Raw genomic sequence first — 11,666 nt, forward strand, 5'->3', positions numbered from 1 at the left:
ACGTGCCTATGGTAGAGTGTCGGCCTTTTTCCGAAGGGGCGTTTACTGTGTGGGAATTGGTCAAGTCCGGTGGTTGGATGATGCTGCCGATCATTCTGAGCTCCATCGCTGCCATGGCTATCGTCGTCGAGCGCCTGTGGACCCTGCGCGTCAGTCGCGTCACCCCGCCGCACCTGCTCGGCCAGGTGTGGATATGGATCAAGGACAAGCAACTGACCAGTGACAAGCTCAAGGCCCTGCGCGCCGATTCGCCACTGGGCGAAATCCTTGCCGCCGGCCTGGCCAACTCGCGCCATGGCCGTGAAATCATGAAGGAATGCATCGAGGAGGCCGCTTCGCGCGTCATCCACGAACTGGAACGCTACATCAGCACCCTCGGCACTATCGCCGCCATGGCCCCGCTGCTGGGCCTGCTGGGTACCGTGCTGGGCATGATCGACATCTTCAGCGCCTTCATGGGCTCGCAGATGACCGCCAACGCCGCAGTGCTGGCCGGTGGTATCTCCAAGGCCCTGGTCACCACCGCGGCCGGCCTGATGGTCGGTATTCCGGCGGTGTTCTTCCACCGCTTCCTGCTCCGCCGCATCGATGAGCTGGTGGTGGGCATGGAGCAGGAGGCGATCAAGCTGGTAGAAGTGATCCAGGGCGACCGTGAAGTGGAAGTGGCCGGAGGCAAGGCGTGAAGTTCCGGCGCAATCGCCAGCGGGAGAACGTCGATATCAACCTGGCGTCGCTGATCGACGTGGTGTTCGTCCTGCTGTTGTTCTTCGTGGTCACCACCACCTTCACCCGCGAGACCCAGCTGCGTGTCGAGCTGCCCGAAGCAGCCAGCGCCGAACAGGCGCCGCCCGACCAGGGCAAGCTGGTGGAAATCACCATCAGCGCAGAAGGCGTGTACTCGGTGAACAACCACCTGCTGCCCAAGAGCGACCTGGCCACCCTGAGCGAAGCGATCGAGCGTGAATCGGGCGGCGACAACAAGCTGCCGCTGGCCATCAGCGCCGACGGCAAGACTCCGCACCAGGCTGTGGTCACCGCGATGGATGCCGCCGGCAAGCTCGGTTTCAGCCAGTTGCGCATGACCACCGTCGAGGCGGCCCAGGGCACGCCTTGATGGCCTTCGCCGACCGTCTGCTCGCCGCCTGGTACGCCGGGCACCCGGCCCTGGCGCTGCTGCGCCCGCTGGAGGCGCTGTATCGCCGCGTGGTCACGCGCAAGCGGGCGCGTTTTCTCAGTGGCGAAAGTGCCAGCTACCGGGCCCCGGTGCCGGTCATCGTGGTGGGTAACATCACTGTGGGCGGTACCGGCAAGACGCCGATGATCCTCTGGCTGATCGAGCACTGCCGTCAGCAGGGGCTGAAGGTGGGCGTGGTCAGCCGTGGCTATGGCGCCAAGCCGCCGCAATTACCCTGGCGCGTGCAGGCCGACCAGGCTGCCGGTCAGGCCGGCGATGAACCACTGCTGATCGTGCAGCGCACCGGTGTGCCGCTGATGATCGACCCCGACCGCTCCCGCGCCGTGCAGGCGCTGCTGGCCAGCGAACCCCTCGACCTGATCCTGTGTGACGACGGCATGCAGCACTATCGCCTGGCCCGCGACCTGGAGCTGGTGCTGATCGATGCCGCCCGCGGCCTGGGCAATGGCCGCTGCCTGCCGGCGGGGCCGTTGCGTGAGCCGGCCGAGCGCCTGAACGAGGCTGACGCGGTACTGTTCAATGGTGCCAGCGCAGACCGTACCGATGGCTTCGGCTTCCGCCTGCAGCCGTCCGCCCTTGTCAACCTGCGCAGTGGCGAGCGCCGCGGGCTTGACCATTTCCCCGCAGGCCAACGCCTGCACGCGGTGGCCGGTATCGGCAACCCGCAACGTTTCTTCAATACCCTGCTGGGGCTAAACTGGCAGCCGGTGCCGCATCCCTTTGCCGACCATGCGCAGTTCAGCGCCCAGAGCCTGGCCTTCAGCCCGCCGCTGCCGCTGGTCATGACCGAGAAGGATGCGGTGAAATGCCGGGCCTTCGCCGCTGACGACTGGTGGTACCTGGCCGTCGAGGCGCAGCCCACGCCGGCTTTCAGCGCCTGGTTCGACAACCAGTTGCAACACTTGCTGCGCAAGCCCTGAGCCCTTTTTCAATTCCCGGCCACCTGGCCTAAAGGAAGCCTCCAATGGACACCAAACTGCTCGATATCCTGGCCTGCCCGATCACCAAGGGCCCGCTCAAGCTCAGTGCCGACAAGACCGAGCTGATCAGCAAGGGCGCCGGCCTGGCCTACCCGATCCGCGACGGCATCCCGGTCATGCTGGAAAGCGAGGCGCGTACCCTGACTGACGACGAGCGTCTGGACAAATGAGCCTGGATTTCACCGTGGTGATCCCCGCCCGCCTGCGCTCCACGCGCCTGCCGGGCAAGCCATTGCTGCCGATCGCCGGCAAGCCGATGGTGCAGCATGTGTGGGAGCAGGCCCGCAAGAGCGGCGCCAGCCGCGTGGTCATAGCCACCGACGACACCAGCATTCTAGAGGCCTGCCAGGCCTTCGGCGCCGAAGTGCTGATGACTCGTGCCGACCATGAGTCCGGCACCGATCGCCTGGCCGAAGTGGCCACGCACCTCGGCCTGCCCGCTGATGCCATCGTGGTCAACGTACAGGGCGACGAACCGCTGATTCCGCCGGTGATCATCGACCAGGTGGCAGCAAACCTGGCAGCGCATCCGGAAGCCGGCATCGCCACGCTGGCCGAACCGATCCATGAGCCGGAAACCGTGTTCAACCCCAACGCGGTCAAGGTAGTCAGCGACAAGAACGGCCTGGCCCTGACCTTCAGCCGTGCCCCGCTGCCCTGGGCTCGCGATGCATTCGCCAAGGACCGCAACCTGCTGCCAGAGGGCGTGCCTTATCGCCGCCACATCGGCATGTACGCCTACCGCGTCGGCTTCCTGCAGGGCTTCGTCAGCTGGGGCCCGTGCTGGCTCGAGCAGACCGAAGCGCTGGAGCAGCTGCGGGCCCTGTGGCATGGCGTACGCATCCACGTCGAAGACGCCATCGAGGCGCCTGCCGTGGGCGTGGATACTCCTGAAGACCTGGAGCGCGTACGGCGCTTGCTGGAGGCCTGATGCGCGTCCTGTTCGTCTGCCTCGGCAATATCTGTCGCTCGCCCACCGCCGAAGGCGTGCTGCGCCATCAATTGCAGGCTGCCGGGCTTGCCGACCGCGTGCATGTCGCCTCGGCCGGCACTGGCGACTGGCATGTCGGCAAGGCGCCTGACAGCCGCACCTGCAAGGCAGCGCTGGCGCGTGGCTATGACCTGTCGCAGCAACGCGCCCAGCAGGTCACGGCGGCGCACTTTGCCGAATATGACCTCATCCTGGCGATGGACGAGAGCAATCTTGGCCATTTGCGTGCGATGCGCCCGCATACGGCAGTGGGGGAGCTCGACCTGTTCCTGCGCCGTTATGGCGCAGCGCTGGATGAAGTGCCAGACCCGTACTACGGCGGCGCCGATGGCTTCGAGCAGGTGCTCGACCTGGTCGAAGCGGCGTGCCAGGCACTGGTCCTGGAAATCAAGGGGCGGTTATGACAGTGCAGTGGCAGGAGCAGGTATCGCTCAAGCCGTACAACACCTTTGGTATCGACGTGAAGGCGCGGTATTTCAGCCAGGCACATGATGATCAGGAGGTGCGCCAGGCGCTGGCCCAGGCCCAGCAAGGCGGCTTGCCGGTGCTGGTGATTGGCGGAGGCAGCAACCTGCTGCTGACCCGCGATATCGATGCGCTGGTGCTGCACATGGCCAGCCGTGGCCGGCGCGTGCTCAGCGACGATGGCGAACGTATCGTGGTCGAGGCCGAGGCCGGTGAGCCATGGCACCCGTTCGTGCAGTGGACATTGGCGCAGGGGTATTGCGGGCTGGAGAACCTCAGCCTGATCCCCGGCACCGTGGGCGCCGCGCCGATGCAGAACGTGGGCGCCTATGGCGTGGAGATCAAGGACGTGTTCGTAGGCCTTACCGCCCTGGACCGCGAGACAGGCGAGCTGCGTGACTTCGGCCTGGCGGAATGTGCGTTCGGGTATCGCGACAGCCTGTTCAAACGCAACCCCGGACATTGGTTGATCCTGCGGGTGCGCTTTGCCTTGAGCCGTACGCTGCGGGCTCACCTGGATTACGGTCCGGTGCGCCAGCGCCTGGCAGAGCAGGGGGTGACCGAGCCGACCGCGCAGGCGATCAGCGAGGCGATCTGCAGCATTCGCCGCGAGAAGCTGCCAGACCCGGCAGAGCTGGGTAATGCCGGGAGCTTCTTCAAGAACCCGGTGGTCTCGGCGGAACAGGTCGAGCGAATCCGTGCGCAGTACCCGGGGGTGGTGGCTTATCCGCAAGCCGATGGCCAGGTGAAGCTGGCGGCAGGCTGGTTGATCGAGCAGGCAGGCTGGAAGGGCCATCGCGAAGGTGATGCCGGGGTGCATCGTTTGCAGTCGCTGGTGCTGGTCAACTACGGCCAGGCGAGCGGGGCGCAGATGCATGCGCTGGCGCGACGGATCCAGGCCGATATCCTCGAGCGGTTCGGGGTCGAGCTGGAGATGGAGCCTAACCTCTACTGATTCAGTGCCTGGGCTGGCCCTTTCGCGGGTAAACCCGCTCCCACAGGGACCTCGCAGGGCCTGAGGGTAGTGGGGCCCCTGTGGGAGCGGGTTTACCCGCGAAGAGGCCGGTACAGAAAAAACGCCCAGCCAAGAAAAAGCCCCGCCAGTTCGCACTGGCGGGGCTTTTTCATTCAGCCTTGGCTATCAACCGTGATGAGGCTTTTGCTCATCGGTGGCTTCCAGGGCTGGCTCCTCGGTGGCTGCAGCAGCTTCCTGTGCGGCTTTGGCGGCAGCCTCGGCCTCACGCTTGCGGCGACGCACTTCACGCGGGTCGTTCGGCGCACGGCCGTTGGCCAGGATAACAGTGGCAGGTTCCACCGCCGCAGGGGCTTCGACCGGTGCAGGTTCGACGGCCACTGGTGCAGGCTCGGCCACCACTTCTGGCTGGGCTTCGACAACCGGGGCAGGTTGCTCGGCAACCGGAGCGGCTTCGGCCACGGCTGGGGCCTGCTCGATTTCACCGGCCTCGACGGCAGGTGCTTCTACCGGTGCTTCGGCAACCACTACCGGTTCGGCAGCAGGTGCTTGCTCGACCACTGGCTGCGGAGTGACTTCGACCACTGGCTCGGCAGTTGCCTCGACCACGGCCACAGGCTCGCTGACCGGCAGCTCGACCACGGGGGCCACGGCCACTTCTTCAGCTTTGGCTGCAGCTTCGATCTTCTCGACCTGCTCGACCGGCTGGGCGACTTCGCTGTTGTCGGTTTCCGCTACGGCGGCGACCTCGGCAGTGGCAAGCTCGGCCTGCTGGTTGGCCTGTGCTTCAGCGTCGGCACTGATGTTGCTGCTGGCGACAGCGGCAGTCACGGCCAGGCCGGCGGCCAGTTCGGCACCCAGCTCGGTGGCCTGATGCGGTTGAGGCTGCTCTTCGCTGCCTTCTTCCTCGCTGCCATCGATCAGCTCGCCGTTGGCGTTGCGCTGACGCTCACGACGGTTGCTGCGACGACGCTGGCCACGGGAACGGCGGCGTGGGCGCTCGCCATCGTTGCCTTCCTGTTCGTCCTGCAGCAGCTCTTCGTTCGGCAGTTGCTCTTCGGCTAGCTCGGCAGCCTGCTCGGCGGCTTCTTCGGCTGCGCGTGGCTGACGCTCTTCACGTGGTGGGCGAGGGGCACGTTCTTCGCGTGGAGCACGTTCTTCACGAGGTGCGCGCTCTTCACGTGGGGCACGTTCTTCGCGAGGTGCGCGTTCCTCGCGCGGTGCACGTTCTTCACGCGGTGCGCGTTCTTCACGTGGAGCACGCTCTTCACGCGGGGCGCGTTCTTCGCGAGGTGCGCGCTCTTCACGTGGGGCGCGTTCTTCGCGTGGAGCACGTTCTTCACGGGCCACACGTTCCTCGCGCGGCTGACGTTCCTCGCGCTCGGCAGGGGTAGCGTCCAGTGGCTCACGCAGTTCGCGCACGCGCTCTTCGCCACGGTTGCCACGGCGGTCTTCGCGTGGCTGGCGTGGTGCGCGTTCTTCACGCGGTGCACGCTCTTCGCGTGGGGCGCGTTCTTCACGTGGTGCACGCTCTTCACGTGGGGCTCGTTCTTCGCGTGGCGCTCGTTCTTCACGAGGTGCGCGCTCGGCACGCTCTTCACGTGGTTTGCGCTCTTCGTCGCGGCGGCCGTTGCGGTTGCGGCTCTGCTGGCGGCCGTTGCGGCGTTCTTCGTTGCGTGGGCTACGCTCGGCGGCTGGCTTCTCGGCGGCGGTGACAACCGGCGCGGCGGCAGGCTCTTCCTTGCCGGCGAACAGGCTTACCAGCGACTTCACCAGGCCCTTGAACAGGCTTGGCTCCGGGGCGACCGGGGCAGGGGCGACCGGTGCGGCAGGCTGCTGCTCTTCGACAGTGGCCGGCACCGGCGCGTTGGCGCGGGCCGGGGCGGTCTTGACTGCGGCTTCCTGGCGAACCAGGGTGCGGGTGGCGGTCGGCTGCGGCGCTTCTTCGGCTTCGGCGGCGGCGATCTCGTAGCTGGACTGGTTGTTCAGCACTTCCGGGTTGTCGTCGCGCAGGCGCTGGACTTCGAAGTGCGGGGTTTCCAGGTGATCGTTCGGCAGGATGATGATGCGCGCACGGGTGCGCAGTTCGATCTTGGTGATCGAGTTGCGCTTCTCGTTGAGCAGGAAGGCAGCCACCGGGATCGGCACCTGGGCACGAACTTCGGCGGTGCGGTCCTTCAGGGCCTCTTCTTCGATCAGGCGCAGGATGGCCAGCGACAGCGATTCGACGTCACGGATGATGCCGGTGCCGGAGCAGCGTGGGCAGACGATGCCGCTGCTTTCGCCCAGCGACGGGCGCAGGCGCTGACGGGACATTTCCAGCAGGCCGAAGCGAGAAATGCGGCCGACCTGGACGCGGGCACGGTCGGCTTCCAGGCACTCGCGAACACGTTCTTCGACGGCGCGCTGGTTTTTCGCCGGGGTCATGTCGATGAAGTCGATGACGATCAGGCCGCCGATGTCACGCAGGCGCAGCTGGCGGGCGATTTCCTCGGCCGCTTCCAGGTTGGTCTGCAGGGCGGTTTCTTCGATGTCGCTGCCTTTTGTGGCGCGCGCCGAGTTGATGTCGATGGACACCAGGGCTTCGGTCGGGTCGATCACGATCGAACCGCCGGACGGCAGGTCGACCACGCGCTGGAAGGCGGTCTCGATCTGGCTTTCGATCTGGAAACGGTTGAACAGCGGCACGCTGTCTTCGTACAGCTTGACCTTGCTGGCGTACTGCGGCATCACCTGGCGGATGAAGGTCAGGGCTTCTTCCTGGGCATCGATGCTGTCGATCAGCACTTCACCGATGTCCTGGCGCAGGTAGTCGCGGATGGCGCGGATGATGACGTTGCTTTCCTGGTAGATCAGGAATGGCGCGGCGCGGTCCTGGGACGCTTCCTTGATGGCGGTCCACAGTTGCAGCAGGTAGTCGAGGTCCCACTGCATTTCTTCACTGCTGCGGCCAAGGCCGGCAGTACGCACGATCAGGCCCATGTCGCCCGGCACGGTCAGGCCGTTCAGGGCTTCACGCAGTTCGTTGCGCTCTTCGCCTTCGATGCGGCGGGAAATGCCGCCAGCGCGCGGGTTGTTCGGCATCAGCACCAGGTAGCGGCCGGCCAGGCTGATGAAGGTGGTGAGGGCGGCGCCTTTGTTGCCACGCTCTTCCTTCTCGACCTGGACGATGACTTCCTGGCCTTCGCTCAGCACTTCCTTGATGTTGACCCGCCCTTCGGGGGTTTTCTTGAAGTATTCGCGGGAGATTTCTTTCAGCGGCAGGAAGCCGTGACGTTCGGAACCGAAGTCGACGAAGGCGGCTTCGAGGCTGGGTTCGATGCGGGTGATCTTGCCTTTGTAGATGTTGGCCTTTTTCTGCTCGCGCGCGCCGGACTCGATGTCCAGGTCGTAGAGACGTTGGCCGTCCACCAGGGCTACACGCAACTCTTCGGGTTGAGTTGCGTTAATCAGCATTCTTTTCATGTTGTACCGTCGGTTTCCGGGCTGCCGGAAACGGCGTTCGGCACACACGACGTCTCATGGTCGGTGCCAAGGTGCGCAAAGGGTGGCCGGGCCACCCCCGTGTCGAGCGACGTTCGGCACCAGCCGGTTGCCCAGCCTGCCGTTGTCGCGACGACGCGTCCTGTTTGCTGCGGTGCCAACAAGGCCCCGGTGGCTTCGAATTGGAATCCGAATCAACCAAGCGGGCCTTGTGCACTCAGTCAGGAGGAGGAATCAACCGTCAGCCGTGGACGCCCGGGGGCATCTGTTCAGGACCTTATCCGCTCGCCAGCCGTTCAGTGGGCTGGTGGGCCGGACGCGGTGCTACACGGTCCGAGGGCTGTGCATCTCCACCCTGCACGTATCCCTGATAATTCGGGTGCTGCCGCGCGCTGAATCCGCAACGGGTTGCATTTTTCGCCAGCGCAGGTTCTGCGCTGGCGCCATTCATGTCCAAGGCAGGTATTTCCGAAGCATTCGCCGGGCGTTGCGTGGAAGCGACGGGGCGGGCAGAGGTGCAGCGAAAAGAATCGGGTAAGCAGGTGAAACACCGCACTTGTCGTTTTTTTTCGGTCTTCTCTACACAGCGCTGGTGGCGATTCCAGGCAATTCGGTAAACTGGCGAAAACCCCGTAGGACGGCCTCGCGTCCTGCAGAATTGCGTTGGTCAGGGGCCGGCTAGGAGCCTGGTGCCGCTGGCCTGCCGCTTTTGGCGGCGTTCGCGACTATAGCAGCAATGATTAAGTGCTTCAATTCCATAAAAAATTGTTATGATCCCGCCATGACGACCAATACCCCTCCGACTTCCGGCGTTCAGCTGATCGAAGTCGCGCCGGAGCTTGCCGGCCAACGCATCGACAATTTTCTCATCACGGCCCTCAAGGGCGTGCCCAAGACCCTGGTGTACCGCATCCTGCGCAAGGGTGAAGTGCGGGTCAACAAGGGCCGCGTCAAGCCGGAGTACAAGATCCAGGCCGGTGACATAGTGCGGGTACCGCCCGTCCGCCTGCCGGAACGTGACGAACCGGCGCCGGTGGCCCAAGGCCTGCTGCAGCGCCTGGAAGCGGCCATCGTCTACGAAGACAAGGCGCTGATCGTGATGAACAAACCGGCGGGCATCGCCGTGCATGGCGGCAGTGGTCTGAGCTTCGGCGTGATCGAGGCGCTGCGCCAACTGCGCCCGGATGCCAAGGAACTGGAACTGGTGCACCGACTGGACCGTGACACCTCCGGCCTGCTGATGATCGCCAAGAAGCGCAGCATGCTGCGTCACCTGCATGCCGCGCTGCGTGGCGACGGTGTCGACAAGCGCTACATGGCGCTGGTGCGCGGCCATTGGCCGACCTCGAAGAAGCAGGTCAGTGCGCCGTTGCTCAAGAGCAACCTGCGTTCCGGTGAGCGCATGGTCGAGGTGAACGACGAGGGCAAGGAGGCACTGACCCTGTTCCGCGTGCTGCGCCGCTTCGGCGAGTTCGCCACCATTGTCGAGGCGCGCCCGATCACTGGCCGTACCCACCAGATCCGCGTGCACACCCTGCATGCCGGGCATATGATCGCTGGCGACAGCAAGTACGGCGACGAAGATTTCAGTCGTGAAATTCGCGACTTGGGCGGCAAGCGCCTGTTCCTGCATGCCTACGCGCTGACCGTGCCGCTGCCGGATGGTGGCGAATTGAAGCTCGAGGCGCCGGTGGATGAAGTCTGGGCGAAAACCGTTGAACGTCTGAGTGCGTCCTGATCCATGAAAAAAGGCTACGAGCTACTGATCTTCGACTGGGACGGCACCTTGGCTGACTCGATCGGGCGTATCGTCGAGGCGATGAATGCCGCCGCCGAGCGTGCCGGTGAGGTGCAAAGCAGCGAGGATGCGGTCAAGGGCATCATCGGTCTGGCCCTCGGCGAGGCGATCCACACCCTGTACCCGCACCTGGCGCCTGCTCAGGTCGAAAGCTTTCGTCAGCACTATGCAGATATCTACATGGCCCTGGATCAGCAGCCCTCGCCGCTGTTCGAGGGGGTGGTCGAGTCGCTGGATGCCTTCCGTGCCGAGGGTTACCGCCTGGCGGTGGCCACCGGCAAGGCGCGTCGCGGGCTGGACCGGGTGCTCAAGGCCAATGGCTGGGAGCAGTTTTTCGACATCACTCGCGCCGCCGACGAGACCCGCGGCAAGCCGCACCCGCTGATGCTCGAGGAAATCCTCGGCCATTGCGGTGTCGAACCGGGGCGTGCGCTGATGGTTGGCGATTCGGCATTTGACCTGCAGATGGCCAGCAATGCCGGCATGCATTCGGTGGCCGTGGGCTATGGTGCCATGTCGCTGCAGGCGCTGGCCGAGTTTGGCCCGCAGGTATGCATCGATCATTTTTCCCAGTTGCGCGAGTGGCTGGGTGGTTCCGCAATTCCATTTCCAAGGTAGGTAAGCATGGCAGACGAATGGAAAGCCCCCGAGGCCGAACCCGAGGAGCGCGAAGAGCGCAAAAGCTGGAAGCTACTGGAAAAGACCCTGCTGGCAGGTGTTCAGGAGCAGCGCCGGGCGCGACGCTGGGGGATCTTCTTCAAGTTGCTGACCTTCGTCTACTTGTTCGGCATCCTGATTCTGTTCACACCGTTGATGGACATGGACAAGGCTGCGTCGCGCAGTGCCAGCCATACCGCGCTGGTCGAGGTGCGCGGTGTGATTGCCGACGAGGAGCCGGCCAGCGCCGACAATATCGTCAAGAGCCTGCGCGAGGCGTTCAAGGACAGCAAGACCAAGGCTGTGGTGATGCGCATCAACAGCCCGGGAGGCAGCCCGGTACAGTCGGGTTACGTGTATGACGAAATCCGCCGTCTGCGGGCCGAATACCCGGCCATCAAGCTGTATGCGGTCATCGCCGACCTTGGCGCTTCCGGTGCCTACTACATCGCCAGTGCGGCGGACGAGATCTATGCCGACAAGGCCAGCCTGGTTGGCTCGATTGGTGTGACCGCAGCCGGTTATGGCTTTGTCGGCACCATGGAGAAGCTGGGTGTGGAGCGGCGTACCTACACTGCAGGCGAGCACAAGGCCTTTCTCGATCCGTTCTCGCCGCAGAAGCCGGAAGAGACCGAGTTCTGGCAGGGCGTGCTGAATACCACGCACCAGCAGTTCATCGCCATGGTCAAGCAGGGGCGGGGCGAACGCCTGAAGGACAAGGAGCATCCGGAGCTCTTCAGTGGCCTGGTCTGGTCGGGCGAGCAGGCCAAGGAGTTGGGCCTGGTGGATGGGCTGGGCAGTGCCAGCTATGTGGCGCGCGAAATCGTGGGCGAGAAGGAACTGGTGGACTTCACCGTGCAAGAGTCGGCGTTCGATCGCTTCTCCAAGCGTGTGGGGGCCAGTGTGGCCGAGCGCCTGGCGATGTGGATGGGGTTCCAGGGGCCGCAGTTGCGCTGATCCGGAAGTGCCGGGGCGCTTTGCGCCCCTTCGCGGGCATGCCCGCTCCCACGGGGATCGCGCAAAACTGGACTGCCCCCGAAAAGTTGGACAGTTTTAGCCAGTAGCCTGAGTCCTGTAGCTGACAGGGCTCAGGCCATTGAGTTTCAGCCTGATGCGATCATGGT

At 64.7% G+C, this 11,666-nt stretch carries 11 protein-coding genes; 10 read left to right on the top strand and 1 reads right to left on the bottom strand.

Annotated features, from left to right (window positions below):
* The first annotated feature begins 47 nt into the window (after positions 1-47).
* Genes CAF92_RS24210 through murB form a run of 7 tightly spaced genes read left to right on the top strand, consistent with a single transcriptional unit; the run spans position 48 to position 4,586 of the window.
* On the top strand, positions 48-683 hold the full coding sequence (locus tag CAF92_RS24210; protein ID WP_003259970.1) for a MotA/TolQ/ExbB proton channel family protein: 636 nt from the start codon (positions 48-50) through the stop codon (positions 681-683).
* A complete protein-coding gene (locus CAF92_RS24215) occupies positions 680-1,114 on the top strand; it encodes a biopolymer transporter ExbD (RefSeq protein WP_046617071.1) in 435 nt (144 codons plus the stop codon). The genes CAF92_RS24210 and CAF92_RS24215 overlap by 4 nt, the downstream gene beginning before the upstream one ends.
* Complete coding sequence (gene lpxK / locus CAF92_RS24220; RefSeq protein ID WP_085602148.1) at positions 1,114-2,115, top strand: tetraacyldisaccharide 4'-kinase; 1,002 nt, start codon at positions 1,114-1,116, stop codon at positions 2,113-2,115. The genes CAF92_RS24215 and lpxK overlap by 1 nt, the downstream gene beginning before the upstream one ends.
* Positions 2,116-2,159: 44 nt before the next feature.
* A complete protein-coding gene (locus tag CAF92_RS24225) occupies positions 2,160-2,345 on the top strand; it encodes a Trm112 family protein (RefSeq protein WP_003247142.1) in 186 nt (61 codons plus the stop codon).
* A complete protein-coding gene (gene kdsB / locus CAF92_RS24230) occupies positions 2,342-3,106 on the top strand; it encodes a 3-deoxy-manno-octulosonate cytidylyltransferase (RefSeq protein WP_085602149.1) in 765 nt (254 codons plus the stop codon). The genes CAF92_RS24225 and kdsB overlap by 4 nt, the downstream gene beginning before the upstream one ends.
* Positions 3,106-3,570, top strand: coding sequence for a low molecular weight protein-tyrosine-phosphatase (locus tag CAF92_RS24235; protein ID WP_085602150.1), 465 nt, complete (start codon positions 3,106-3,108; stop codon positions 3,568-3,570). Before kdsB ends, CAF92_RS24235 begins: the two co-directional genes overlap by 1 nt.
* Positions 3,567-4,586, top strand: a complete 1,020-nt coding sequence (gene murB / locus CAF92_RS24240) for a UDP-N-acetylmuramate dehydrogenase (protein ID WP_085602151.1) — start codon at positions 3,567-3,569, stop codon at positions 4,584-4,586. The genes CAF92_RS24235 and murB overlap by 4 nt, the downstream gene beginning before the upstream one ends.
* Positions 4,587-4,772: 186 nt before the next feature.
* Here murB and rne read toward each other — a convergent pair whose 3' ends face one another.
* Positions 4,773-8,069: a ribonuclease E gene (gene rne, locus CAF92_RS24245; protein ID WP_085602152.1), complete on the bottom strand. Its 3,297-nt coding sequence runs from the start codon at positions 8,067-8,069 to the stop codon at positions 4,773-4,775.
* A gap of 799 nt (positions 8,070-8,868) precedes the next feature.
* Between rne and rluC the strand changes: the two genes are divergently transcribed.
* Genes rluC through sppA form a run of 3 tightly spaced genes read left to right on the top strand, consistent with a single transcriptional unit; the run spans position 8,869 to position 11,499 of the window.
* The gene (gene rluC / locus CAF92_RS24255) at positions 8,869-9,825 is read left to right on the top strand and encodes a 23S rRNA pseudouridine(955/2504/2580) synthase RluC (RefSeq protein WP_013971570.1); all 957 of its coding nucleotides are present in this window, start codon (positions 8,869-8,871) and stop codon (positions 9,823-9,825) included.
* 3 nt (positions 9,826-9,828) lie between these two features.
* On the top strand, positions 9,829-10,503 hold the full coding sequence (locus CAF92_RS24260) for an HAD family hydrolase (RefSeq protein WP_085602153.1): 675 nt from the start codon (positions 9,829-9,831) through the stop codon (positions 10,501-10,503).
* Positions 10,504-10,509: 6 nt separating this feature from the next.
* The gene (sppA, locus tag CAF92_RS24265) at positions 10,510-11,499 is read left to right on the top strand and encodes a signal peptide peptidase SppA (protein ID WP_085602154.1); all 990 of its coding nucleotides are present in this window, start codon (positions 10,510-10,512) and stop codon (positions 11,497-11,499) included.
* Positions 11,500-11,666 lie beyond the last annotated feature (167 nt).

It is taken from the genome of Pseudomonas sp. B10(2017), from assembly GCF_002113295.1.
In the GTDB taxonomy this organism is placed as follows: domain Bacteria; phylum Pseudomonadota; class Gammaproteobacteria; order Pseudomonadales; family Pseudomonadaceae; genus Aquipseudomonas; species Aquipseudomonas pudica.